General features: G+C 66.4%; 27 protein-coding genes and 1 pseudogene. 12 read left to right on the top strand and 16 right to left on the bottom strand.

Annotated elements, in window-relative coordinates:
* Positions 1–138: 138 nt before the first annotated feature.
* On the bottom strand, positions 139–936 hold the full coding sequence (locus ACWEKS_RS45130) for a helix-turn-helix domain-containing protein (RefSeq protein WP_452345841.1): 798 nt from the start codon (positions 934–936) through the stop codon (positions 139–141).
* Between ACWEKS_RS45130 and ACWEKS_RS45125 the strand changes: the two genes are divergently transcribed.
* Complete coding sequence (locus tag ACWEKS_RS45125) at positions 856–1,287, top strand: hypothetical protein (protein ID WP_452345842.1); 432 nt, start codon at positions 856–858, stop codon at positions 1,285–1,287. The genes ACWEKS_RS45130 and ACWEKS_RS45125 overlap by 81 nt on opposite strands.
* Positions 1,288–1,461: 174 nt before the next feature.
* On the opposite strand, the gene ACWEKS_RS45120 is transcribed toward ACWEKS_RS45125, so the two are convergent.
* Together ACWEKS_RS45120 and ACWEKS_RS45115 are read right to left on the bottom strand one after the other, a co-directional pair.
* Positions 1,462–2,076 carry an SDR family oxidoreductase gene (locus ACWEKS_RS45120; RefSeq protein WP_452345840.1) on the bottom strand — a complete coding sequence of 205 codons (615 nt, stop codon included), beginning with the start codon at positions 2,074–2,076 and terminating at the stop codon, positions 1,462–1,464.
* 26 nt (positions 2,077–2,102) lie between these two features.
* Entirely contained in the window at positions 2,103–2,783 is a 681-nt protein-coding gene (locus tag ACWEKS_RS45115) for an SDR family oxidoreductase (protein WP_452345839.1), read from the bottom strand.
* 385 nt (positions 2,784–3,168) lie between these two features.
* Between ACWEKS_RS45115 and ACWEKS_RS45110 the strand changes: the two genes are divergently transcribed.
* A complete protein-coding gene (locus tag ACWEKS_RS45110) occupies positions 3,169–3,642 on the top strand; it encodes a DinB family protein (RefSeq protein WP_452345838.1) in 474 nt (157 codons plus the stop codon).
* A 187-nt stretch (positions 3,643–3,829) separates the two neighbouring features.
* On the opposite strand, the pseudogene npt reads toward ACWEKS_RS45110, so the two are convergent.
* Together npt and ACWEKS_RS45100 are read right to left on the bottom strand one after the other, a co-directional pair.
* Positions 3,830–4,499 (bottom strand): annotated as a pseudogene (gene npt, locus ACWEKS_RS45105) (4'-phosphopantetheinyl transferase Npt).
* Positions 4,500–4,811: 312 nt separating this feature from the next.
* Entirely contained in the window at positions 4,812–5,630 is an 819-nt protein-coding gene (locus tag ACWEKS_RS45100; protein ID WP_452345837.1) for an MBL fold metallo-hydrolase, read from the bottom strand.
* A gap of 108 nt (positions 5,631–5,738) precedes the next feature.
* On the opposite strand from ACWEKS_RS45100, the gene ACWEKS_RS45095 reads away from it, so the two are divergent.
* Positions 5,739–6,350: a helix-turn-helix domain-containing protein gene (locus ACWEKS_RS45095; RefSeq protein ID WP_452345836.1), complete on the top strand. Its 612-nt coding sequence runs from the start codon at positions 5,739–5,741 to the stop codon at positions 6,348–6,350.
* Between the two features lie 855 nt (positions 6,351–7,205).
* Here ACWEKS_RS45095 and ACWEKS_RS45090 read toward each other — a convergent pair.
* A complete protein-coding gene (locus ACWEKS_RS45090) occupies positions 7,206–7,628 on the bottom strand; it encodes a tautomerase family protein (protein ID WP_452345835.1) in 423 nt (140 codons plus the stop codon).
* Positions 7,629–7,660: 32 nt separating this feature from the next.
* Positions 7,661–8,266 carry a carboxymuconolactone decarboxylase family protein gene (locus ACWEKS_RS45085; protein ID WP_452345834.1) on the bottom strand — a complete coding sequence of 202 codons (606 nt, stop codon included), beginning with the start codon at positions 8,264–8,266 and terminating at the stop codon, positions 7,661–7,663.
* A 71-nt stretch (positions 8,267–8,337) separates the two neighbouring features.
* Between ACWEKS_RS45085 and ACWEKS_RS45080 the strand changes: the two genes are divergently transcribed.
* The gene (locus ACWEKS_RS45080) at positions 8,338–9,246 is read left to right on the top strand and encodes a LysR family transcriptional regulator (RefSeq protein ID WP_452345833.1); all 909 of its coding nucleotides are present in this window, start codon (positions 8,338–8,340) and stop codon (positions 9,244–9,246) included.
* 167 nt (positions 9,247–9,413) lie between these two features.
* On the opposite strand, the gene ACWEKS_RS45075 is transcribed toward ACWEKS_RS45080, so the two are convergent.
* The 4 genes from ACWEKS_RS45075 to ACWEKS_RS45060 form a co-directional block, all read right to left on the bottom strand.
* Entirely contained in the window at positions 9,414–9,914 is a 501-nt protein-coding gene (locus ACWEKS_RS45075) for a hypothetical protein (protein ID WP_452345832.1), read from the bottom strand.
* A 210-nt stretch (positions 9,915–10,124) separates the two neighbouring features.
* Positions 10,125–10,328 carry a hypothetical protein gene (locus tag ACWEKS_RS45070; RefSeq protein ID WP_452345831.1) on the bottom strand — a complete coding sequence of 68 codons (204 nt, stop codon included), beginning with the start codon at positions 10,326–10,328 and terminating at the stop codon, positions 10,125–10,127.
* A 216-nt stretch (positions 10,329–10,544) separates the two neighbouring features.
* Positions 10,545–11,102 (bottom strand): Clp protease N-terminal domain-containing protein, encoded by a 558-nt coding sequence (locus ACWEKS_RS45065; RefSeq protein WP_452345830.1) that lies wholly within the window; start codon positions 11,100–11,102, stop codon positions 10,545–10,547.
* A 4-nt stretch (positions 11,103–11,106) separates the two neighbouring features.
* A complete protein-coding gene (locus ACWEKS_RS45060; protein ID WP_452345829.1) occupies positions 11,107–11,337 on the bottom strand; it encodes a helix-turn-helix domain-containing protein in 231 nt (76 codons plus the stop codon).
* Between the two features lie 377 nt (positions 11,338–11,714).
* Between ACWEKS_RS45060 and ACWEKS_RS45055 the strand changes: the two genes are divergently transcribed.
* A complete protein-coding gene (locus tag ACWEKS_RS45055) occupies positions 11,715–12,131 on the top strand; it encodes a hypothetical protein (protein WP_452345828.1) in 417 nt (138 codons plus the stop codon).
* 636 nt (positions 12,132–12,767) lie between these two features.
* Complete coding sequence (locus ACWEKS_RS45050; RefSeq protein ID WP_452345827.1) at positions 12,768–13,448, top strand: carbohydrate-binding protein; 681 nt, start codon at positions 12,768–12,770, stop codon at positions 13,446–13,448.
* A gap of 161 nt (positions 13,449–13,609) precedes the next feature.
* Here the strand turns inward: ACWEKS_RS45050 and ACWEKS_RS45045 are convergent, their stop codons facing one another.
* A complete protein-coding gene (locus tag ACWEKS_RS45045; RefSeq protein WP_452345826.1) occupies positions 13,610–14,170 on the bottom strand; it encodes a hypothetical protein in 561 nt (186 codons plus the stop codon).
* Here ACWEKS_RS45045 and ACWEKS_RS45040 point away from each other — a divergent pair.
* Positions 14,169–14,819, top strand: a complete 651-nt coding sequence (locus tag ACWEKS_RS45040; RefSeq protein WP_452345825.1) for a DUF6228 family protein — start codon at positions 14,169–14,171, stop codon at positions 14,817–14,819. The two genes, ACWEKS_RS45045 and ACWEKS_RS45040, sit on opposite strands and share 2 nt — an antisense overlap.
* A 343-nt stretch (positions 14,820–15,162) precedes the next feature.
* Here ACWEKS_RS45040 and ACWEKS_RS45035 read toward each other — a convergent pair whose 3' ends face one another.
* A complete protein-coding gene (locus ACWEKS_RS45035; RefSeq protein WP_452345824.1) occupies positions 15,163–16,665 on the bottom strand; it encodes an MFS transporter in 1,503 nt (500 codons plus the stop codon).
* A gap of 90 nt (positions 16,666–16,755) precedes the next feature.
* Here ACWEKS_RS45035 and ACWEKS_RS45030 point away from each other — a divergent pair, with 90 nt between their 5' ends.
* Positions 16,756–17,412, top strand: a complete 657-nt coding sequence (locus tag ACWEKS_RS45030; protein ID WP_452345823.1) for a TetR/AcrR family transcriptional regulator — start codon at positions 16,756–16,758, stop codon at positions 17,410–17,412.
* Between the two features lie 644 nt (positions 17,413–18,056).
* On the opposite strand, the gene ACWEKS_RS45025 is transcribed toward ACWEKS_RS45030, so the two are convergent.
* The 3 genes from ACWEKS_RS45025 to ACWEKS_RS45015 form a co-directional block, all read right to left on the bottom strand.
* Positions 18,057–19,487 (bottom strand): three-helix bundle dimerization domain-containing protein, encoded by a 1,431-nt coding sequence (locus tag ACWEKS_RS45025; protein ID WP_452345822.1) that lies wholly within the window; start codon positions 19,485–19,487, stop codon positions 18,057–18,059.
* Between the two features lie 251 nt (positions 19,488–19,738).
* Entirely contained in the window at positions 19,739–20,173 is a 435-nt protein-coding gene (locus ACWEKS_RS45020) for a ferritin-like domain-containing protein (protein ID WP_452345821.1), read from the bottom strand.
* Positions 20,170–20,754 (bottom strand): hypothetical protein, encoded by a 585-nt coding sequence (locus tag ACWEKS_RS45015; protein WP_452345820.1) that lies wholly within the window; start codon positions 20,752–20,754, stop codon positions 20,170–20,172. Before ACWEKS_RS45015 ends, ACWEKS_RS45020 begins: the two co-directional genes overlap by 4 nt.
* A 312-nt stretch (positions 20,755–21,066) precedes the next feature.
* Here ACWEKS_RS45015 and rimP point away from each other — a divergent pair, with 312 nt between their 5' ends.
* The 4 genes from rimP to ACWEKS_RS44995 form a co-directional block, all read left to right on the top strand.
* A complete protein-coding gene (rimP, locus tag ACWEKS_RS45010) occupies positions 21,067–21,687 on the top strand; it encodes a ribosome maturation factor RimP (protein ID WP_452345819.1) in 621 nt (206 codons plus the stop codon).
* Entirely contained in the window at positions 21,684–22,733 is a 1,050-nt protein-coding gene (gene nusA / locus ACWEKS_RS45005) for a transcription termination factor NusA (RefSeq protein ID WP_452345818.1), read from the top strand. Before rimP ends, nusA begins: the two co-directional genes overlap by 4 nt.
* Before the next feature lie 152 nt (positions 22,734–22,885).
* The gene (locus ACWEKS_RS45000) at positions 22,886–23,191 is read left to right on the top strand and encodes a YlxR family protein (RefSeq protein WP_354839708.1); all 306 of its coding nucleotides are present in this window, start codon (positions 22,886–22,888) and stop codon (positions 23,189–23,191) included.
* Positions 23,192–23,299: 108 nt separating this feature from the next.
* On the top strand, positions 23,300–24,319 hold a 1,020-nt coding region (locus ACWEKS_RS44995), incomplete at its 3' end, for a translation initiation factor IF-2 N-terminal domain-containing protein (RefSeq protein ID WP_452345817.1).

The raw sequence follows: 24,319 nt of genomic DNA, 5'->3' as shown, positions 1-24,319 counted from the left end.
GTGTCCGACTGGCAGCCCGGTTCGGAATGGGAGCACCGCCGCGTCGACGGCTCGGACAAGATCGATGTCGTCGGCGAGTTCGCTGCGACACCACCACCCCCACGTGCGGCCGACCCCTCGACGGCCGCTGGAAACAGGTCAATTGGTTACGATGCCGTGGATTTCGTCCCGGAGTTCGGCGAGGAATACGCGGGCATCGGTGTCGAACACGGCCATTCGAGTCAAAGCCACCCAGCGGCGGCGATGGGCGTCGACAAGTTCGGGGCCGCGAGTGACCATGCTTCCCGGGATCGGTTCCGCCGAGGCGAGTGCGTGGTCCTCGTTCTCGTAGATGACGAAACCGTGCGGGATCGTGGTGCTCGCCTCGATATCCTGCGGAATCACCCCGATGCTGACCGTATCGAGGGTCTCGATCGAGATGATCCGGTCCAGTTGCGCGAGGAGCACGCGATGCGGGCCGGGCCGAAAGCGCAGGGCCGCTTCGGTAATCAGGAATTCGAAGCGCTTCGCGGGGTCGTACAGCACACGCTGGCGATCCAGGCGCGCGGCGAGCGCGGCCGCCAGAGCGTCGGGCGTATAGGGCGGATCGAAAGTGGCGAACACCCGGCGGGCGTAGTCGGCGGTCTGGAGCAGACCCGGCACCAGTGCGGGCTGGAAGTTCCGCACCACGTGCGCGTCCTCCTCGAATGCCCGTACGTCGTCCTGCAAATGCGGGCGCTCTGCGAGTGAGGCCGCCCAGTCCTGCACCTCGGGCGAGTGCGCCGCTGCGGTGAGGGTGCGCAAAGAATCCTGAGAATCCGCTTCTGCCCCAACCGCTTTGGCCCAGTCGAGCACCTGCGGTAGTGGGGGAACCACGTGGCCGGCTTCGATCCGAGACAACGTCGACTGACTGATTCCGACTCGTTTGGCCAACTCCCGCCCGGAGATTCCGGCCATGTCCCGCAACCGGCGCAGCTCCGCGGCCAACTGCTGGCGCGGGTGCGACTGGCGCGCAACGGAATTCGCGGCGGTCGTCGCCGCGATCGTCGCGCCCTCTGCCGGTTGATTCACTGGAACCATGATGATTCAGATCGAATCATCTTGATTCATGCGAGTCAAGACTCGGCCGGTCGCAACGGGAATCAGGGGGTGTGGGATCGGACACATGAGCGCACCGAGGAGCTGAACCATTGGGAGAGCAGGCTTGCCGAAGATCCCGACTGCCGCGACGGTTACGGTCGAGGCATCGTTGAGTGGCTGCGCGAATCGAAGGCAGCCGACAAAGACCTCATCGGCTTCTGGGGGTGACCAGCGGCCACACAATCCCATGGCAAACCGGCTGCGCCTGCCTGGGCAGCCATAAGCGAGCATCCGCTGATCGTGCTGACCGAACCGGCCGGCACGGGGGACGGAAGATCAACTGGCCGTGACCATCCGGGGCTGACCGAAGGCACCGTAATGCCGGATGGCGGCCAGTTCGGGTCAATCAGCGATCAGGGCTGTGAAAGCCGTGGGCCAGTCCACAAGGGTACGCCCGTCATACAGTTCGAAAGTCTTGCCTTGGGATTCAGGGTAGAGCAGGGCCGCGACCGCTGCCTGGGCAACGATCTCGCGGCTGACGCGACCGTCGCCGCGATCGCCCTGTTCGAGATGCGCACCGGTGGCAGGTGAATTCGTGAGCCAGCTGGGCCGGACGATCGCATACGGTGTGCCGCTGTTCCGCAGCGCCTGTTCACCGGCTCCACGAGCGCGGATGATGCCTGCCATGTCGGGATGTTCGGCGGCGCGGGTGATGTAGATCTGGGAGACCAGAACGACGGGGATCTTCTGTGCGGCGGCCAGTTCGGCGAGCTGTCCGACTCCGGTGTGCATCACCGCGTCCGCGGCCGCGTCATCCACGGGCGGCTCGACCGAGACGATGATGCCGTCGACGCCGGCCAGCAACCGGGGATCGAGCCGGTCCGCCAGGTCGACCGCGACGCTCTGCTCGTCCCGAGGACGCCGGGTGCCGACGACCACCTCGTGACCGAGGTTGCGGAGCAAGTCGACGGCTTGCCGGCCGGTGCGGCCCGTGCCTCCGATGACCAGGTACCTCATGAAACTCCTCTGTTGCGGAAAACTTGTCACCAGGACAGGGGGTGGCCGTCGCGGAAGAAGCCCCCGGTGGGGCCGGAGTCGGGCAGGGTTGCGGCCCAGACGATTCCGGCCGCACCCTCGGCGACAGGGCGGCCGCCGGGGCCGCCCATATCGGTGGCCACCCAGCCCGGGCAGATGGAGTTGACCAGGATGTGGTCGGAGCGCAGCTCGGCGGCCAGCATGCGGGTGAGAGCGTTGAGGGCCACCTTGGTTGTGTTGTAGGCGGGGGTGCCGCCACCCATGCCGGTGAGGGAGGCGGCTTCGCTGGAAACGTTCACGATGCGGGGATGGGAGCTCTTGCGCAGCAACGGCAAGAAGGCCTGAACCATACGCCAGGGCCCGTAGAGATTGGTTTCCGCGGCCTCGTGCACGACCGCCAGGTCCGCGGTCGCCGCGCGCTGCCAGGTGTCGTAGGTGATTGCGGCACTATTGATCAGGACATCCAGCCGACCGTGCACGCCTTCCACTTCCCGGGCCGCCGCCACGACACTGGCGTTGTCGGTGACATCCAGCAGCAACGGGAACGCCCCCACCTCTGCGGCGGCGGTCTTCCCGGCTTCCTCCGACCGCGCGCCCAGCAGCACAGTGAACCCGAGTTCGGCGAGCTGCCTACAGACTTCCCGGCCGATCCCGCGGTTGCCGCCGGTGACCAGCGCGATATCGCTCATAACTATCGATCTTGCCGCCGAATCGCCAAGTCGTCGAGTCGCTTTCGCTCAACGGGTCGGCAAGGCCCTCGAAGCTTCGCGGGTTCGACGACAAGCGCTGGAGTTTCGTGCTCAGCGGCCGTTGAGCAACAGTGCCTCGCGCACCGGCGATGCCGAGCGGGCCGAGGTATCGCGTTTTCGGCCACGAGCGCATCGGCCTCGGAGACAATCGGTGCGCCGTAGCGTTCGATGACATCTCATCCATCCGCCCATGCCGAGTTGCGGATGATTTCGGTGCCGCCATATCCTTCGGCCGACCGGTTACGAGGACTCCTCGAGCAGGTACCGAGCACAGAACCACAAGTACGACAGGCAGATTCAGCCCAACCAAAGGATCGAGTCGGCAATGACCTGGTCGAGACCACGAATCACTCTCGGCGATGAACGTCGAATGCTCGAGAACATGCTCGACCGCAACCGCGCCGAATTGGTCAACACTTTGCGCGGCCTGTCCGAACAGGACGCCCGCCGCCGCCTCGTCGCGTCGATGACCACCCCGATCGGACTGGTCAAGCACGCCGCAGTCGCGCAGCGGATCTGGTTCCAGCACGTCCTGGCGGGTCTACCCGAGGGCGAATGCGACGGCGGCACGACGCCGGGCGATGCCAGTTTCGTCGTCGACGACAACGAAACCGTGGCCGACGTGATCGCCGAATTCGACCGCGGTAGCGAACGTTCCCGAGCGATCGCCGCCGACTTCGACCTCGACGACGTGCGGACCCACCCCCGCCTCGGCGAGGTGAGCCTGCGATTCATCTATCTGTTCCTGATCGAGGACTTCGCACGTCACGCCGGCCACGGCGACATTCTGCGCGAGTAGATCGAACATCCTTGAGCATTGTGCCGCAAGACAATCCAACGACAGTCGGTGCAAGTGATCGCTCATGCCGCATGCCGCGCTGACCGAACCGGCCAGCGCGGGGCAGCGAAAGATCAACGGGCAGAGCGCCGTACGACCACCGGTAATGCGCGCTCATGCCGATGACCGAGAATTTGATGCGTCGGTATCAGCTGAGCGCGATCGCTGTCAGGATCAGGCCGTCTTCGATCCTCCAGCGACCATCGAACGAGTGCAGCGGTGACCCGCCGTCGATGACCTACCCCCGATACCAGCAGCTCGGTATGGAACGTGCCCGCGCCGTCGCCGCCTGATTCCTCATCGACAGTGAAAGTGACGTGCGCGTCCTCGAATCCGAGCCAGCGCTTGGCTAGCGGAAACCACGCCTTGTAGGTCGTTTCCTTGGCGCAGAAGAGAACTCGGTCCAAGTTCAATCCAGAGGGGTTGGTCTGCAACCACTCTCGTTCCTGCGGCAGTGCCACGGAATCGAGTACCCCATCGGGCAGGCTCTCATTCGGTTCAGCGTCGATCGCAACCGATCGAAACCGCAGGTGATGAGCCAGAGCAGCAGCCTGGTATCCCTCGCAGTGGGTGAGGCTGCCTACGATCCCGCGAGGCCATACCGGCGCTCCGCGCTCACCTTTGCCGATCGCGACAGCTGGCTCACCTAGCTGCTGAAGTGCTTGACGGGCACAGTGCCGGGCTCCGATGAATTCTCGGCGCCGCTTGTCCACTGATCGTGCGATGAGATGCTCTTCGGCCGGGTGGGGCTTGAGGTTCTCCGGGTATTCGAGCAGCTCAGCCGTCGCGACACCGGAAGAAAAAATCTTCTCGATCATCGCCTACGGGCATAGCGGCACAACGCATTGCGGGCAGCTGCAAGCGCCTCGCGAATGCGCTGTAATGCCGCATATCGCGCTGACCGAACCGGCCAGCGCGAGGCGACAGCGGCCGGAACCCGGTGCGGTGCAGAACATCCGCTACTGCCGATGAGCGATCAGAATGTAGGCCCGCCTTGGACCGCGGCGGCGGCAGTGGCTGAAGCGGGCCTAGTGCTGGCCGGCGTCGCCAGCGTGGTCGCCGGATTCCCTTTTGCAGCAAGCATTTTCAATGCCGCCATCGCGAGCGCGGCCCGGAGTCGACAGGCTCGATCAGCCGATCGGTGGTGCGAGGTATTCCAGTGCATAACCATCGCCGGAAGGGGTTACGCGGGCGATGCCGGGTGAGTCGAGGTGGGCGCCGGCTACGAAGTGGTTTGGCTGGGTCAGTTGTTCGAGGAGGGCCGCTCGCGCGGCGCGGGCCTGGGACTGGTTGCCGTCGAGCTCCCAGGACACGTTCGGCTGATCGAATTGGAGCGTGGGAACGTGAACGGTGTCGCCCCAGACGAGAAGGTGGCCGGTGCTGCTCCTGACGTCGTAGACGGTGTGACCGGGTGTGTGGCCCGGCGTCGGGATCGCGGTGGTCCAGTCGTTGATCGCGACCCTCTCCGACACGGGTACGACCCGGTCGCGGATGGGTTCGAGCCGCCCGGTGAACACCGAGGTGTCGCCCGCGCCGATCCACACGCGCTCGAGTTTGGTGAACGCCTCTGCACCGTCCGGCGCGATCAGGCCGCTCACGTGGTCTTCGTGCCTGTGGGTGATGGCCACATCGGTGACATGCGCGCGGTCGATTCCCGCTTCGCCGAGCGCGTCGTAGATCAATCCCATGGTGGGGTCGTGCCAGACGTTGGACGCGCCGGTGTCGATGAGAACCGACCGCGTGCCGTCGGTGACGAAGAAGGCGTTGACCGACAGCCGCAAGTTGTCGCCGGCCAGCGGCACGACGGCCGGAAGCTCGACGAGCTCGCGCCCATCCTCGTCGCGGAGCCGTGTCGGCGGCATGTCGATGTACCCGTCTCGCAACGAGATCACCTGCAGATCACCGAATTCGAACGTGGCATGGTGCTGGCCACTCGAGATCAAACGCATGGAACCTCCGTCGTGTTGGGCGCATATCGCGCGTCTCCAATAGAAGATTACATCTTCTTTAGGAGAAATCTACACTGTGGGCAGCAAGGTACCCATCGATCGAGGAGCATGGTGGTCGAGCAAGACGGAAACGCGGCCGAACCGCAGCGCGGTGACGACCTGGCAGGCGCATTCGGCGCCAACGTGCGACGACGCCGCGAGGAGGCGGGCCTGACGCTGGAGCAGCTCTCCACACAGTCGTCGGTCAGCCGGGCGATGCTGTCCAAGGTCGAACGCGGTGAGAAGAGCCCGACGATCGGCGTCGCATCCAGGATCGCCCATGCGCTCGACGCGTCGCTCTCGGACCTGATCGGCGGGGCGGCTGCTGCCGCGCCTGGTGTGGCCGTTGTCCTGCGCAAGAACGACCGCCCCGTTTTCCGTGACCCGGAAACCGGCTTCGAACGGCACATGGTGTCAGCGGCCCCGGGCGCGGGAGGAGCCGAGATGGTCGCCCACTACCTCCCCGCGCAGGTCTCCACCGGGCTGCTGCCCGCGTATCCGCCGGGCACGGAGAAGCAACTCGTGGTACTCGAAGGCACCCTCACCGTCGCGATCGGCGGCATCAGCGAGACCCTGAACACAGGCGACTCCCTGTTCTTCCAGGCCGACGCGGACCACGGCTTCGCCAACCGAACGAACGCTCCCTGCGAATACATCATGTTCATCTCGCGCAGAACCTGAACCGCCCAGATCCGAATAGCCGACCACCGTGTCGAATTGGGATAAGTACGGTGCCCGGCGAGGCATGGCCGCTTCTATGGGCTGGCACGCCTGTCCCCACTCGTCGCTGGTTGTCGCCACCTAACGTGTCTGGTTGCCATCGGCGCTTCAGCAAGATCGACGAAACGCGCTGCCCTGCCGCATACGGCGCGGCTCGGCCCCGCTGGGTCGCGGCCGGCCGAATGCACTGACATGCCGAGTTCCGTGCAACCGGTGCAATCCCGCACAATCCGCTGTAGGACAGTGATTTCGCGCCAATTCCTCAGCTGTAGTGCGCGTTTGGAACGGTTGGGTTGGCCGTTCATGCCCGCATGGCAGCGCGGTCTTCTGCCGCTGCCCGCGCGGCCCGACCCGGCCAGCCCGGGACGTGAGAGATCAACTGGGACTGCCGATCCGGAGCCGGCGGTGCGCGCTATTGCCGAGTTGCGTGCGATTCCGAGTGGTGGCGTGTTTGCAAAGGGTAAGGGTGCCACGTAGTTCTGCGTGAAATGTGCGGTGAGCCGTTCGCACAGCACGGCCAACACAGATTCATCGGCATGCTGCCCATCACTCCAGGAGGCGAACCAGTTGACCGTGTCGGGGGTGCCTGCGGGGCGGACAAATACATGCTGATGGAAGTGCGCGACGCTGCGGCCTGTGATCGCCGAGAACACGTATTCAGGAGATAACTCGGTGCGCAACGCGTATGCCGCGCGGCGAACCGCCCATCCGATTGCGGCACCCTCGGCATCGCTCAGATCAGCCAAGGTCGGTGCGTGACGGACAGTTTCAACGAACGCACATACGCGTGGATCTGGGGCCGGACAGCAGCGCGGATCATTTTGCGGTGGTGGGAATGTCGGTCATGCGCGCGTCGTAGCCGGTTTCCGGGTCGACGACGCGGCCGGCGGCCCACCAGTTCTCGCGGGCTGTTTCGAGGATCATCATCAGAATGTCTTCTTCCGGGACGTCGGCGAACACCCGCAGATTGGCGACGATCTCCTGGAACAGTTCGTTCTTCTGCTCGGCGGTGCGCGGGTTGAAGGACAGCTGGATGAGCATGGTGCGCTCACCGCGCGGCAGGCCGAACACGATCTGCTGCATGTGGAAGTTGTCGGGTGTGACCTCGAGGAAGACGTGGAACTGGTCGTCCTGGGGGATCTTCAAGACGTCGACCATGGCTTTGTGGAGGGCGGCGGAGACGTTTCGGCGGTGCTCGGGCGTGGTTCCCTGGCGTAGGTAGATGGTGATCAGCGGCATTGTCGTTTCCTTTCGGTGTGTTGCGTGGTGAGTCAGGCGATGGGCGCGGGGACCTGGAAGCAGGCGAGCAGCGCGCTGGTGTTGAGGTACTGGCCGACGAGATTGACCAGGGCGACAAGCCCGTCGATGCCGAATGCGGTCACCGCGTCGGCATAGAGGTCGTCTGGAACCTGGTGATCGCGGACGAGAGCGATGGCCAGACGGTGGGCGATATCGGCCTCGGCGCGCAGACCCAGAGGCGTGTCGCCGTGTCTCAGCGCTGCGATCGCGGTCTCGGGCACGCCCGCGTACCCGGCGCCTGCGGTGTGGGCGTAGAGCGCGTACTCGGCTCCCCACTCAGCGGCGACGGTGAGAATGACCACCTCACGGACGTCGGCCGGGATGTTGGCTCGGGCGATCGCCTCGGCCCACTCCAGCAGAGGCTGGGCTAAGGTCGGGCTGCGCAGCATGGCGTTGAAGGGGCCGATCAACCGCCCGTCGGGCAGCGCGGCCAGGTAGCCGGCCTCTTCCGCGGTGCGCAGGCGAGTGTTTCGCAGCCTGGTGTGGACGGCGCGCTGCGCCCCGTCGAGTGCATCGGGGAGAAGGAGGGGCAACCGCCCGCCCAGTTCGGCGGCTCCGGTGGTGGATTGCTCGTTCACGCTGTGCACGTTAGGTACCGAGCTGCCATTCGGAAAGCGAATGCTTCGCATACTGGATATGCTGATTACTCATGGATGTCTCGGTAGTTGGGCTGCGGGTTCTGCGTGAAGTGGCCGAGCGAGGCACCTTCACGGCCGCGGCACATTCGCTCGGATACACGCAGTCGGCGGTCTCCCGGCAGGTTGCGGCTCTGGAGCAGGCCACCGGCGTTCGACTGTTCGACCGCTATCCCGGCGGCGTGCGGCCGACCTCGGCGGGCCTCGCCCTCCTGCGACACGCGGTGACGGCGCTGGATGCGTTGGATGCGGCCGATCGAGAGCTGCACGGTGCCGAGGACGACAGCGGTCCGGTGCGGCTCGGCTTCTTCCCTGCCGCGGGAGCGGTCCTTGTGGCTCGCGCCCTGGCAACCCTGCATCGGCAACGCCCTCACATCCGGGTCACCACCCGGGAGGGCACAACCCCATCGCTGGTGCGGGCACTGCGCGCCGGCACCCTCGACCTCGCCGTGCTGTCCTCGCGGCCACCGCACCGCTCGCCCGACACCGACGATCCTTCCCTGTGGGTAGAACCGCTGCTGGAAGACCGTCTGGTCTTGGCGGTTCCGGCGAACGGCCGGTTCGCTGACCGCACCAGCGTCTCAGCAGAGCATCTCGCCGGCGAGACGTGGATTGCCGGCCCCGCCGGCATCGACGAGCCGCTGTTGGGCGTCTGGCCGGGCTTGCCCGGACGCCCCCACGTCCAGCACACCGCCCGTGACTGGTTGACCAAACTGCACCTGGTCGCAGCAGGAGCAGGCATCACCACCGTTCCCGCGACCCTGCTGTCCGCGATCCCGCCCGGCATCCGCCTCGTCAGCATCGACGACCTCCCCGAGGAACGACGCCGCGTCAGCGTGGTTCGCTTGCCCGGCCCTACCACGGAGCCGACCCGAGCCCTCGTCCACGCCCTCCATACCCACGCCGCCGACATCGCCGAATAGCCCGCCGAACTCCGTGTGATCGGCGGCTTCGTGGGTAAGGGCCACGGAGCATCGGAAGATCAACGGGCAGAGCGCCATACGACCGCCGGCAGTGCACGCTCATGCCGATTTCAGCGCATTCTGACACCTTCGGGCGCAGAGTGAATGCCGACCGACCTGACCGGGTATCAGACGGATTCGTCAAGCAGGTGAGCGTTCCACACTGCCGCGGCCTGCTCATGAGAGTCCACGCCCGCGTAGAAGGCTGCCCCCAGGGCATCGTAGTCAGGCTCGGTAAAACCGCTGGTCTCAAGGAATTTGGGCCGGTACACCGCAAAACCCTGCGCTGTCGTATGGGGCCGGTACGGGACAGCGATCTGTATCGACCGGCGTTGCGGGACATACTCGACAACGTCGATGATCAGCGCATCGGTCCGTCCTCTCGGCAGGTGCAAGAAGGCGTCGACGACCAGCGCGGCGCGTAACCAGCCCGGTCGCCCCGCCTGCAACCTCTCGCCCCCTGTCCGGACGGCGTCGGCAACATCGTCGAAAGCGAAACGCTCCAGACCCTCGGCCCCGTCGGCATCGACGTAGCCGAGCAGCGGAGTCAAGCCTTCGGAATCGGACACGCTCCAGATCGCGTGTGCCCCATAGAAACCCGCGTTCTCGGCAATCTGATACACGATCACAGAGAATATCGTTGCGCACCGACACTCGATCTTCTGAACGCACTCTCTTGCCGCTGACCGCGCTGACCGAACCGGACAGCACGGCATCTCGGAAGATCAACGACCCATGGGTCTTTGACGTCGGTGGGACGCAGGCTACTGCCAGATACGTTCCGGACTGGCCGCCGCGACCAGCTCTAGCGCGAAAGTACGGCCAGGACCTGCGCTCTCTTATGTCAGCGGTGGAGTCCGGTGCTCGCCATGGCGAGCGGCGTCGCGGGCCATCGCCTTGCGGTGCTCATCACGGAATCGTTTACCGATCAACACCACGAAGACCACCGCGATCGCCGCCGCGCCAACCGCACCGCTATGGGTCACGGCGCCGACCACTCCTCCCACCACTACCAAACCCACGGCTGTCAGAAACCAGCTCACGGGAATCAATCTGGATCCACCTCCGCACCTTCAGATTTCGTTGCCGAGCGATCACAACCGGCTCGGAAGATCAAAGCTCGAGCGACTCCCGGCCGTCGGCAATGCTCGCTCATGCCGATTATGCGGCGATCACACAAGCAAAATCACGAACCGGAACTCGGGCATGGCAAGGCATCGCGTCCGTGTCTACGGACGAAATCTGTTGGCGTGCTACGTCTATGCAGCTTCGGTGAGGACGATCAGAATGGCTGCGCACAGAGCGGTGGGCTTGGTCCCGGCCTTGTTCAGGACCTGGGATACCAGCTCGTCGTCGAGGCGAAGCAGCGCGAGGGCCAAGTGCGCGGGGTCAACGCGCTGGTGGTGTAGTTCGATCGAGACGCGTAGTGAGAGTTCGAGTGCGAGTTTCGCGGCGTCGGTGAACGGCGGTCGCCGACTGGGAGTCGAGGATGCACGTCGGTCGGGAGCCGAATCCAAGGCGCCTACCCCGAAAGTCTCTTCGGCGGCTGCGCGGACCTGCTCGTAGTCGATGCCCACCGCGCGTAGTGCTTCGGTATCGATGGCTGCCGCCTTCTGCCGGGGAGGACGGGGCAGCAGGGTGCGAATGATCGCGGGGGTGACGCCGGCTTCGCGCAGTGCGGCGGCGGTCTCGGTTCTGACCTCCGCACATCCGAAGAGGAGATGGCCTACGCCGATCTCGCTGGTACCCAGTTCCTGTGCGAGGTCCTCCGCCTCGACGAGGATCGCTCGTGAAGGCTCGGTGAAGAGTTCGAACATGTCCTCAGACTCTTTTCGCTGTGGTGTCGCGCCCACCATGCTTCTGGTGAACGGATTGTTTGGTTACGCCCAGCTCCGCCGCGATACGGGACCATGACCAGCCCAGCTCACGGGCTCGATCCACCTGTAGCGACTCCAGCTGTTCGGCGAGGCGGCGCAACGACGCCACCGCGCGCAGCCCGACAGCCGGATCGGAGCTCCCGGCGCCCGTTGCAAGATCCATCGACGAAGCCATGTCGTCAGTTTATCTTGACGCTCTAGTCTGTCAAGATAAACTGACGACATGGCTTGTTGCAGTGCAACGGTTGGCCTTGTCGAGATGTCCCTTGCACGAGTGCGGGCACCAATCGCTTTGGCTGCGCGGACTAGAGCGATCGCAAAATCCGCTACTGCCGCGACCCGGGCGGTTCGAAGGGGCTGGCGCGAGAAGTCTTGTGCACCAGTGCGGGTGAGGTTTGGAGTCGGTGGCCTGCGTGCCCATGAGAATAGGGGCGCAACGGTTTTCGCCTCGGACGCGAAAGACACGGTAGTGCCGGATGGAAGAACCTCCGGCCGAACGAGCGGACGCCGACGTGGCGTAGCGCTGTCCGATACATCGAATTGGGGGACCTCATGACTGCCTTTGCCACGGCCACCCGTAAAGCGGCCGTCGCCATGATCGCGATCGCGGCGGCGCTCTTCATCCCCTTGGCAGGCGCGGGTGCCGCCAGTGCCAGCGGGGTCAATGCCGAGATCAAGTTCGCGCTCGGCGCCGACCACGGCGCCGTGGACGGCTACATCAATCGCGGATACTCCGACACCTGGTACTTCGACGCCCGCGCCGGTCAGCAGCTGAGCACCGGCATCATCTCGCACTACACCTCCGCCTCGGGAACCGCTGTCTACACGCTCACCTCACCCGACGGCCAGCAGCTGGCCATCGACACCACCGGAACCCGGCTCTACCTCCCGGCCACGGGCGCCTATTACCTGACCATTACCTCGCCCGAGCACGACGCCTCGTACACGCTGAACCTCCAGATCGACTGAGCGTCCCTGGTCAGGGGTACGAGCGGAGGTCGAGAATCGATCGATTCTCGACCTCAGCTCGTGTGTTCCCGCGCTGTTCGGCTCGAGCTGCGCAGGCAGCCGAAGACCAGCCAGCCGTCCTGATTCGAGGCTGGTCGAACGCACCCTCATGCCGCGTGGCGCGCGGTTCGAATCGGCCACGCGGCGACCTCGAAGGTCAACGGGCAGAGATCATCTCGGGTAGCGCGGCCGTCGGCACTGCACGGTAATGACGATCACCGCCGAGGAGATCGGCCAGTGAGCCATCCGCGAACGGCGGGCATTTTGTTGCCGGCGATCGCGGAGTTCCATTACCCGGCTGGCACGCTGTGGTGAGGGTTCCGCTGTTGCCGGGACCCGGCAGGTCAATGTGTGCGGTGCGATCGCCTCCGACATCGACGGCAAGAACCATCCGGACGGTGCGGAAGCGGAGCTGTTCTGGGCCGGCTCCTCGCGCGTGCTGTGAGCACCGTCTGCATTGTGAGGTTCTGTGGACCCAGTCGGTCGCCGTACGTAACGTAGGTCACTTCGGTATGAAATATCCTGTTGCACAGGAGAATTGTTGCTAGCTTGCCGAAGCGCTGCGTTGGCAGTGTGAGGTACGGCTAGGAGTATAAAGTGAAACATTCATGGTTTACTCGGGTGGGGTTCGGAATCGGCTCGCTCACGGCGTTGAGTGGGGCCGCGGTGCTCACCGCGGGCCTGGCGGTCGCGGAAATCCCTGCGCCCCCGACGGTTCCGGGGGCCAGCCACTGCGTGAACACCGCCTATCTGGTGTCGTTCTCGTCGAGCGGGCTGACCGCCGACGCCGCCCGGGTGGAGCTCATCGACTTCGCCCAACAGACCCCTCAGCAGCCGACGATCGGCAGCGTGGTGGTCGTGAATGGAATCGATCCGGTCATCCAGTGGATTCCGACCGTTGTCGGCAGCCACGAGCTGACCGCCAACGTCATCTTCAAGGACGGCTCGGTCTGGGGTACCACCCGCAGCACCGTCACCGTGGCGGATGCGTCCGGCTGCGGCGGCACCCCCACGACCACTCCGCCGCCCACCACGACTACTCCGCCGCCCACCACGACAACTCCGCCGCCGACGACGACTACTCCGCCGCCGACGACGACTACTCCGCCGCCGACTACAACCGCCCCGGCGCCCGCCGCGTGGCAGCAGGGCGTTCACTACAACGTCGGTGACGTGGTGTCCTACAGCGGGTCCCAGTACCGCTGCATTCAGGCGCATACCGCGGACGCTCCAGACTGGACCCCACCGAATACCCCGGCGCTCTGGCAGAAGATCTAGGACGCGAAAGTCCTCCCGCGACAGAAGCGGGAGGGTTCGGGGCGTGCTGGTTCAGCCGACCAGGTCGCACCGCATCCTGCAAGGTGATCCGCCCCGGAAATAGCCGAAGCCCCGGTCGCCAGCCGACCGGGGCTTCGGTGAGAACCGTTGCGCTACTCGATTTAGACGTCGAAGTACAGCTCGGACTTCCACCTGGGTATTTGTCGTTGTTGGTCGCGTTGCACTATTGAGCTGACCTGCGGGTTCCCTGTTGATGGTTTGAGAGGGTTTCCGAATCTCCTGCGTACTTTCTGCGTACCCAGATCGCTTGCAGCACTGCCGGAGCCCGCCTGCAGACTACGGCGCCGCACATGCATCGTCTGCTCTACGAACAGGCACCCCGTACTCCCGCGAGCACTGAAAAGCTGAAGCAGTTCGAACAACTGCTCGCCGGCGAAGTCGCCTTCCACCTGAGCCGTCTCGGCGTCGGCGGAGGCGATCCGGCACTGACCGACTCGGGCGAACATCCTCGAGCGCCGGAGAGCGTGCGATTCGACGAGCCGGGGTAGCGCCATGTTCAGGCTTCGAGGGTGACATTCGTAACCGCCGACCATGCCGATCAGTCCGCCCTTACGGTTCGCTGCCTCAAACGACCCGAGGACGTACATCCGGTTTCGGATCGGCAAATCCTCGGAGCTTACGAAACCGCAGTAGTCGTTGAGCTTGTCGCTGACGGACTCCATGCCCGCTACGACAAACCTGGTCTTCTCGCCGTGGGACTGTGACGAGCTGATCGAGTTCGTCGACGGCTTGATCGCAACCTACCGTGGTTGGTCGGGCGAGAGAACTTGGTACACAAACCATCTGGCGATCGAGGCAAGCTTCAGCTCCGGCAGCCACGTGGAGCCGCGATGGACTGTCAGTCCCACGCTGACGTACCGGTCCTGGCGAGCCGCTGTGTCCACCAGGATCGAGGCAGGCGAGCAAATGTCTGTCCTGGCCTTCGACACCAGAAGTTTCCTCACCCGCGGTAGAGACCATCCGGTAACGCCGCTATTCGCGCGGTTCGAAGCGTCCATGCGGCCTGCGGGGAAGTACGCCGAGTACCTGCGCACCACCGGTGACGGTTGGGTCCGCGTGCTGCTTGCCCATTGCATGCCCGGCGACGTATGCGACAAGTCCGGATATAAAGCGCTCCTGTTTAATTGGATTGTGGGTCGCGGACCGGACAACATCTCACCCGAGCTGATCCCAATCATTGAACGCCATGCCCGAGCCGCAGTGATCCTCAATAGACTCCACCGCGACTTGCGCGCTCGGAGCAAGAGGGTGCCGTTCCCGCACGCCAGAATTGGCTCGGCCTACAAGGAAAATCGACTGGACGAGTACTGATTCAAAGAAGTGGAGGGGTCGGATCGTGACCGTCGAGCAGGTCGATCCCCGTCGCAGAGGAACCTGCCTGATCGAGATTCAGCAATATGACGGATTCGCCGGTGCGTTCCAGTACGACAACTTCCGGGCTCTGCGACCCGGGTCGGTCGGCGGGTGGAATCTGTTGCGCCGCCGAGCATCCACTACTGACCCGAACTCGCCATGAGGCCGCGTAGTGCATTGCTCGAACCGGCCGCGCAGTTTCGTCGGAAGAGAAACGGACTGAGGCCATCTCGGGCTGACTGACTCCACAGGACTTCCTGCGGTGCCGCGTTGCGCCCGAATTGGACCTCAGGCCCGATCGTCAGAGGCTGGTCGACGCTGTGGCGAACTCGCCGGCGCTCGCCAGGGCGATGTCCTCGTCGACCTCGTGCCGGGTCAGGCGTCGGCTGCTGGGGCCGAGGCCGAATCCGGCCAGGAGTGCTGCCACCGCGAAGAAGGCCGCGCCGGTGAAGAAGGCGATGCGGTAGGCGCCTTCGGCGGGCAGGGCCACGACGGCACCGTGGGGCAGGGCGTGGCGCAGAGTGTCGCTGGTGAGGATCGTGACGACCAGCGCGCTGCCGATGGCGCCGCCGACGGTGCGCATGATCGAGTTGATCGAGTTGGCGATGCCGGTCTCGTGCGGTGCGACATTGGCGACCAGCAGGGCGGGCATGGCGGCGTAGGCGATCGCGATCGCGGCATTCGCGACGACCAGTGCGACAACGACTTCCGCGCTCGTCGCGTGGAGCAACGCCAGGGCGGTGAGAGCGCACAGGCCGATGACGCTGGCGAGCAGCAGCACGAAGCGCGGGCCGATCCGCCCGACCAGACGCCCGGCGAGCGGACCCATCACCACCGACACCACGGCGCCCGGCAGCATGAAGGCCACACTCGTGCGCAGCACCGAGGCGTCGAAACCGAACCCCGCCAGCGCCCTCGGCGTCGCCACGAAATAGGTCGCCCCCAGGAACACGCTGAACATCGCGAAACCGACGCAGAAACTGGCCAGGTTGGTCACCGCGACCGGCCGATGCGCCAGCAGCGAGGTCGCCACCAGCGGCTCACGCAGCTTGGACTGCAGCAGCAGGAACCCGGCCAGCACGATCGCCGCGGCCACGAACAGCCCGATCACTCGTGCGCTGCCCCAACCCCATTCGTGTCCCTGCGAGATCGGCAGCAGCAGGCAGACCAGACCGGTGCCGAGGACCGCGGCACCCACATAATCGACACGGCCGCCCTGCCCCGCGCGACGCGGCAGCGCCACGAACGCCAGCACCAGCACTACCGCCGTCAACACGACGCACAGCCAGAAGATGCGGCGGTAGTCGGCGCCGCCCTGCGTCAGCAGACCCGTCGCCACCAGCGCAACACCGCTGCCCACGCCCAGGGTCGATGCGGTGATGGCCAACGCCCCGGTCAGGCGCTCGGCGGGAAGTTCGTGACGGAGCACGCTGATCGCCAGCGGGAACAGACCGAAGCTGGCTCCCTGCAGGGCCCGTCCGACGATGAGCAGATCGATGCTGTGCGCCGATGCGGCGAGCAGGCTGCCGGCCAGCGTGACCACGAGCGTCGACAGCACGACCGGCTTGTGCCCGTAGACATCACCCAGCCGCCCGAGCAGCGGCGTCAGCGCCGAGGCGGCCAACATCGTCGCCGTCGTCACCCATCCGACGGTCGTCGCCGAGACCCCGAGTTGCAGACCGATCTGCGGCAGCGCCGGTACGGGCAGTGTCTGGGCCATGGCCAGAAGAAACACAGTGCTGGCCATGGTCAGCACGATCGCGGTCGGCGATGAAGCGCGCCGGAGCTCGAGCGGAGAGGTCATTGCTGGCACGCTACGCTGGAATCGACACAGTGTCGATTATGATAGACGCCACGTCGATAGCCGGAATGAAAATCGCTCTAGGGTGAGGTCATGGCGCAGAAGGGCGGATACGGAGTGAACCGGACCCAAGACACGACCGAAGGTCTCCGCCGCCGCGGCACCATGTCCAAGGGCGATCAGCGCGAGGCCCAGATCCTGCACGCGACCCGCCAACTGCTGACGAAGAAGCCGATGGCCAACCTGACCGTCGACGACATCACCAACGCGACCGGCATCTCACGCACCAGCTTCTACTTCTATTTCCCCTCCAAGCAGGCCGTCTTCGCGCGCCTCATGGAGGACGTGAGCGACCGCTACGCGCAAACCCACGTCTGGCTGCCGTCCACCGGCCCGCAGCGAGAGCTCCTGCGCGCCCAGCTCAGCGGAGCGGCCGAGATCTGGCACGACAACAGCGCGATCCTCGTCTGTTCGCTCGAGGGCTACGACAGCAGCTACCCCCCGCTGACCGAGTTCATCGCCGGCATCCAGGCACGGTTCACCACTGGGCTCGCGGCCAAGATCGACCGCGACCGTGCGGCCGGGCTCGCTCCCGAGGGGATCGACTCGGCAACGCTCGCGGGCCTGGTCACGCTCATGCGCGACGGGCGGCTCTCCCAGTTGTCCGCAGCGCCCCAAGACGACATGCCCAGCAGCATCGACGACCTCGCCGAGGCGATTCTGCGCCTGATCTACGGCCGACTCGATTGACATCGCCCTGCTGCGTGACATCGTCATGCTGCGCCCGGGGCGTGGCCAGGATCGGCGGCTGATTCGCGAATCTGTCACACCGAAGATCGGGGCCGGAACCGCTGAGCGGGAAGGCCGTTGGACAGTGCCGAGCCGGACCGACGCCGGATGCTCGATTCAGGCGGGGGCTTTCGGCTCGGTCTGCTGTGCTCGCCCGACGCGGTTGGTCGAGACCGCCTGCCGAACTGCTGCTGTCGATGTTCAACCCATGGCCACCTGCGGCGCGCCCGCCGTCGTCACCCTGTCCGAACTGGCCATCGAATTGTCCTATCCGCTCGACGAATGCACGGCCACAGCCCTGCGGGGTCTCGTGGTTCCGTAACCGTGGTCCGAGCTGTCAGTTATCAGGACTCGGCGGTGCCGTCGAGGGGGCGCAGCGCCGAGATCCCATGCTTCACATGCGGCGAATATCGCAGGTTCGGGCGACGGCGACTGCGACGCGTTCAGAATTGCTCGCAGCTCATCGGCATCCCCCTGACGCTTCGTTCGACTCGTCCCGGAGGAATTCGGACCGGGTTCGTCGCCGGATGGAACCGGACCGGGTCGGCGGTTTTCCGGAGGGCCGCGCAACCCTTCGGTGCTGCGCGGCCGGGAGACTCGGGCGCTCAGTTGTAGGACTTGGCGACGCCGTCGAGAAGGTGTTCGAGGGTGTCGTAGTCGGGTGGACTGACCTGGTTGACGAGGTTCACGTCGACCGGGACCTGGTGGGCGGCGGTGGTATTCGTGAACAGGGCCACGTCGGTGGGGCGGAAGCCGTGTTCGGCGGCCAGGCGCTGCAGGTCGGGGTCGGTGGTGAGGAGCTTGCCGATCTGGTCGCCCTTGTCGTCGAGGGGGACCACGGTGTGCTGGGACATGACCGTCGGCTTGGGGTACATCAGGACCATGTCGGGCTTGAGCTGGTTGTGCACGGCCGCGTCGACGTACTGGGCCTCGTAGATCCAGGCCATCGGGACGGTGCCCATGCCGTTGGACAGGTAGTCCTTGAAGGGGCCGTCACTGCTGGACTCGGTGAAGCCCTGCCTGGTGAACAGGCGCGAAACGCGGGACACCGCAAAGTCTTCCGCCTTGGCACCGCGCACGATGGTGTTGTCATTCGCGACGTAGGCGGTCACCGCCAGATACATGGCCGCCGAGTTGGAAGTGCGCGGATCGGTCGTGGAGACCAGCACGTTCTTCGGCACCGAATAGGTCGAATTGCCCTCCAGCTGGTTCCACTGGACGCCCTTCTCGGCCAGCGCCAGATACTTCTCGACGTCGAAAGTCGTTGTCGCGCCGGGCTGCACGATCCCGGCCTGGGTCAGCAGGTCGGCGATCGGCTTGAAGGTGGCGATGACCATGGGGGAGGAGAACGGCACGTACTTGCCGGTCACTCCGCTCTTGCGCTGAACCAGCTCGGCGGCGGCCGAGCTGGACGGGAAGGCGAAGTCGTACTTCCCCAGATCCACCGAGGTGGCGATCTGCCGGGATCCCGCGGGCTCCACGTCCAGCTTGAATCCGTGCTTGGCCAATGCGTCGGCCACCTTGGGATCGTCGAAGAACGCCGACTTCTCCGAGCCGGCCACACCGTGCACAGTGGTCAGGGCCGGCGCGGCGGTGGTTCCCGACGTCGAACCCGGTTGCCGCACAGCCATGATCACCGCGAACGCCAGCACCACCACGACACCCGCCGCGACCACGCTCAGCGCCCGCTTGTTCTCGACCAGCCGAGCCGGAACGAATCGCCCTGCGACAGCGGCGAATACGCTCGTGGTCTCCGCCGGATGCCCATCCGGCGAACCCTCCTCGCCGACCGCCGCTTTGGTCAGATCTACCTCCGTAGCAGCATTCATGGACCGCTTCGGATCCAATTCCCGCCGCGCAATCCGCTCGACGAGAATCGGTACGAACTCGCGCACCGAATGCCCCTCGAACCGCTTGCGCACCGCCCCCACCACGGCCTCGACCCGTTCTGCCGGATGCGCCTCGCCATAGTCCTCGACCAGGCGATTCGTCACCTCCCGCAGTGCCTTCTCTTCCCGCGCAGCATCGACCGCCACAGCATCTCCTCGACCTCACACCGAATTCCGTTGCACGGCAGGAAATTGCGACAAGCCGCGCCGACCGGACCCTATCGGCGGCGGGTGCCGATCCGTGATCGAAAACGGAAACGGCAAGTGCGGGTCCGGCGAATTCCCGGTGACCTCGGCGTCGGAAGACGGTGCGATCCGCGTCGGAAGACGGTGCCATCCGCGTCGGAAGGCGGTGCGATCCACTGCCTCACGCGGCACGGCGACGGGCCGCCGCGGCCTCAGGCTTGGCCGGGGAAGGCCACGGTGGCCGGGCTGGTGCCCAGGATCGACTGCCAAGTGGCAAGGCGCACAGCGCATTCGGTGAGCGCCTCGATACCGGTGCGGCGGAGATCGGGGTTGCCGGCACGTTCGACCACCGAGCGCCAGGTCGCCGCCGCGTCGGATTCGACGGTCACCGCCAGCTTGGCGGCCGGGATCGGGTCGTTCACCGGGATGGGGGAGGTGTAGGCGGCGGCGGGCTCGGGAACCGTTGCGCCGGAAGCCTTCAGGGCGTCGATGGTGGCGTCGCGGCGGGCGCGGTGGGATGCCGTGTACTCGGCGACGAGTTTGTCGCGGTCGTGGTTGGCGTAGGCCGCGATCACGCCGTAGGCGTAGACAGCGGCGTATTCGGCGCTCAACGCATCGATGAGTGCCTGCTGGTCGGTGGTGGTCATGCCAGGAGAACCCCCGCGTGGGTAGCGCACGACGCGCTGATCGAAGAGAGAAGACCGGCTCGGTAGCCGGAGAGCTGGGCCGACAGGTCGGCGGCCGAACGCTGGGACTGCTGGAGCTGGGTGCGCAGGACGGCGACGCCCGGAGGCGGCACGGGCGCGGTCGGGGTGACCGGCGGGGTGCGGCGGCTGGGGGTGCTGCCGTCGCCGTAAACACCTATGGCGCGGTCGATTTCGGTGCGCAGGACATCGGCGTGCGCGGTGCGCTGGGTGGCGATGGTCTGCAGTGCACCGGCCTTGTCGGGAGAGGTCGCGATGGCGGCGGTCGCGGCGGCCGCGTCGGTACGGGCCGAGGTCTCCTGCGCGATCAGCGGATCCGGAGCCGCAGGGGTGTCGTTCCTGGTGCAGGCGGCCAGCGCGCCCACCGCCGTCACCGCCAGCGCGCCGCCACCGGCCAGCCGCAGCGCGCTGCGGCGGTTCACGGCGGGGAGGGGAGGTTCGGGGGTGGGGAAGGACCCGGTTCGGTCCGGCGGGACCGTGAGACCGACGACATCGGCCGGAAGGCCGCTCTGACTGCTGGGCACGGCATACATGGTGCCAGCCGTCGCGGACAGCTTGCTGCGTGAGGGCCGTCGGATAGGCTGTGATCTGGAACGACGGGGAACCGTCATGGGCGCGTCGTGCTGGACACGCCGTCAGCACCACAGCGCCGACCATGCCGAAATCGAGCGAGTTGGCTGGTCCTTTACACTCTTTCCGCGCGTTACGCTAGACCTTCGGCACGGCATTTCGCCGAATCCTCCCTCCCGAGGGCGGAGACGGGTCTGCCGACCGTGCCCGACCAGTATCGATACCGACAACTCAACCCGTGACAACTGAACCAGGAGCCGCCCCACATGCCGATGCCGACCGAGGAAAGGGTGAGCCAGCTAGTTGCTGAGCTCGTCGAACGCCGAGGATTCGACCTCGAAGGCGTCGCGATTTCGGCTGCCGGTACAGCGCAGGCCAAGCTCAAGGTCACCGTCGACAGCGACGGATCCCCCGACCTGGACGCGGTCGCGGAACTCAGCTCGGAGATCTCGCAGACCCTCGACGACGCCGATGACTTCGGCGAGACCGCCTACCTGCTCGAGATCACCACCCCCGGCATCGACCGGCCCCTCACCTCCCCGCGCCACTGGCGGCGCGCCCAGGGGCGCAAGGTGAAGATCGTGCTGCGCCCCGGCGCCGAATCACCGGAGGAGAAGGGCAAGACCACGTTCGAGGCCCGCGCCGGCGTCGTCACCGAGACCGACGTCGCCCTGGTCCTCGGCGGCAAGCGGAAGCCACACCGGGTGACGGTGCCGCTCGCCGATATCCAATCCGCCGTCGTGCAGGTGGAATTCAGTCCACCCGGCGTGGCCGAACTGGAACTCGCAGGGGGAGTAGCGCCGGGCCGTCCCCAGCCCGGTGCGCCGGAGGGATCCGAAAACGAAGCAGCAGAGTCCGATTCACTGACCGAAGGGATCGTGGAATGAACATCGAAATCGAAGCCCTGCGCGCGATTGTCGCCGACAAGGGGATCTCGATGGAGACGGTGATCTCCGCGATCGAGTCTGCCTTGCTCACCGCCTACCGGCACACCGAGGGCCACCAGCCCAACGCCCGCATCGACATCAACCAGAAGACCGGTGTCGTGCGCGTGATGGCCCGCGAGCTCGACACCGACGGCAACGTCATCTCCGAATGGGACGACACCCCCGAAGGTTTCGGCCGCATCGCCGCCACCACCGCCCGCCAGGTCGTGCTGCAGCGGCTGCGCGACGCCGAGAACGAGAAGTCCTTCGGCGAGTTCTCCACCCACGAGGGTGACATCGTCGGCGGTGTGGTGCAGCGCGATGCCCGCATGAACGCCCGCGGCACCGTCGTGGTCCGCATCGGCTCGGAAGCCCATGGCGCGGAAGGCGTCATCCCGCCCGCCGAGCAGGTGCCGGGCGAGACCTACGAGCACGGCGACCGCATCAAGTGCTACGTGGTCGGTGTCTCCCGCGGCCCGCGCGGTCCGCAGATCACCCTCTCGCGCACCCACCCCAACCTGGTGCGCCGCCTGTTCGCGCTGGAGGTCCCCGAGATCGCCGACGGCTCGGTGGAGATCGTGGCCGTGGCCCGCGAGGCCGGACACCGCTCCAAGATCGCCGTGCGTTCGACGGTCCCCGGCGTCAACGCCAAGGGCGCCTGCATCGGCCCGATGGGCCAGCGCGTGCGCAATGTGATGAGCGAGCTGGCCGGCGAGAAGATCGACATCATCGACTACGCCGAGGACCCGGCCTCGTTCGTCGGGAATGCGCTGTCGCCGTCGAAAGTTGTATCCGTCACCATCGTGGACCCCGAGGCCCGCGCCGCGCGGGTGGTGGTTCCGGACTTCCAACTCTCCCTCGCCATCGGCAAGGAGGGCCAGAACGCCCGCCTGGCGGCCCGGCTCACCGGCTGGCGCATCGACATTCGTTCCGATGCGGCGCCCGAGGTTCAGGGTGGTGTGCGTCCCGCGGCGGCGGCCGGCGGTGGCGAGGCCCACCGGGGTTGATCTTGCCGGATCCATCCGGCCCGGTCGGTCCTGAGATTTGTGAAACAGACCCCTGGGATGACAGGTTGGTAACTTCCAAGGGGTACGGATGCGGAGATCGGGACGTGACAGCGGTAGAGTGGACGCAGGCTCAGCGCGAGTCTTCGGCTTCTCTGCGCGCCGAGCGGGTGTCAGCAAGATCGGCACCCGTCCGGACCTGCATCGGATGTCGCAGACGCGAGCTGGCCGCCGATCTGATGCGGGTCGTGGCGCAAGGGTCTGCCTCCGGGCAGGACGTTGTGGTCATTCCGGATCCGCGGCACAGACTTCCCGGAAGGGGTGCCTGGTTGCACCCCTCTTCGGCTTGTCTGAGTCAAGCAGTTCGGCGCCGAGCATTCGGCAGAGCACTACGAGTGTCCGGACATCTGGATATCTCAGCCCTGGAGCATTACGTAGAGAACAGGCACGAGCACTCATGAGCAAACCGTGAAGTCCCAGAAATGATCGGCCTTCGAAATTAGTCGAGGTCGTGCGCGCGTCCCGTCGTGAAACGGGCTGCTGCGCTCGACCTCTGAGTGAGGAGAGCAGTGGCAGGCAAGGCCCGCGTGCACGAGTTGGCTAAGGAACTCGGTGTCACGAGCAAAGAACTACTCGCGCGGCTCAAGGAGCAGGGCGAGTTCGTAAAGTCGGCGAGCTCGACGGTGGAAGCACCCGTCGCGCGCCGGCTGCGGGAGTCGCTCGCACCCAAGAGCACCCCGTCCAACGGAACCGCCAAATCGGCGACCCCCAAGCCCAGTGGTGATGGCGCCCCGCGTCCGGCCGCCAAGCCGGCCGCCCCCGGTGCCGGTCCCCGTCCGGGCCCCCGCCCGACGCCGCAGGCTCCGGCCCCCGCGCCGCAGGCTCCGGCCCCGGCTCCGCAGGTTGCTCCGGCTGCCCGCGCCGAGTCGGTCGAGGCTCCGGCTGCCCGTCCGGCAGCCCCGGGTAGGCCCGGAGAGGCGGCGGCCGTCAAGCCCGCTGCTCGCGAAAGCATTGCTCCCGCAGCGGCTTCCGCGTCGGCTACCCCGTCCGCTCCGGCTCCGCAGGCCCCGCGTCCGAACGCGCCGCGTCCGGGTGCCCCGGCCCCGCGTCCCGCGCAGCAGGGCAGCGCCCCGGCGGCTCAGCAGGGCGCCCCGCGTCCGGCCGGACCCAAGCCGGGCCCGAAGCCGCCGCGGGTCGGTAACAACCCGTTCTCCTCGGCTCCGGAGCGTCCGGCGCCGCGTCCGGCTCCTCGTCCGGGCCAGCAGCAGGGCGGTCCGCGTCCAGGTCAGCATCAGGGCGGTCCCCGTCCGGGTCCGGCCCAGGGTGGTCCGCGTCCCGGTCCGCAGGGCGGTCCCCGTCCGGGTCCGGGCCAGGGTGGCCCGCGTCCGGGTCCCGGTCAGGGCGGTCCGCGCCCCGGCCCGGGTCAGGGTGGTCAGCGTCCGGCCGCGGCCGGTCAGGGCGGTCCCCGTCCGGGTGGCCCGCGCCCCAGCCCCGGCTCGATGCCGCCTCGGCCCAACCCGGGTGCCATGCCCGCGCGCGCTCAGCGCCCGGCCGGTCCGGGTGGCGCAGGCCGTCCGGCGCGTCCGGGT

The sequence above is a fragment of the Nocardia sp. NPDC004711 genome (assembly GCF_053601595.1).
This window is presented reverse-complemented; position numbering and strand designations above follow the sequence as displayed.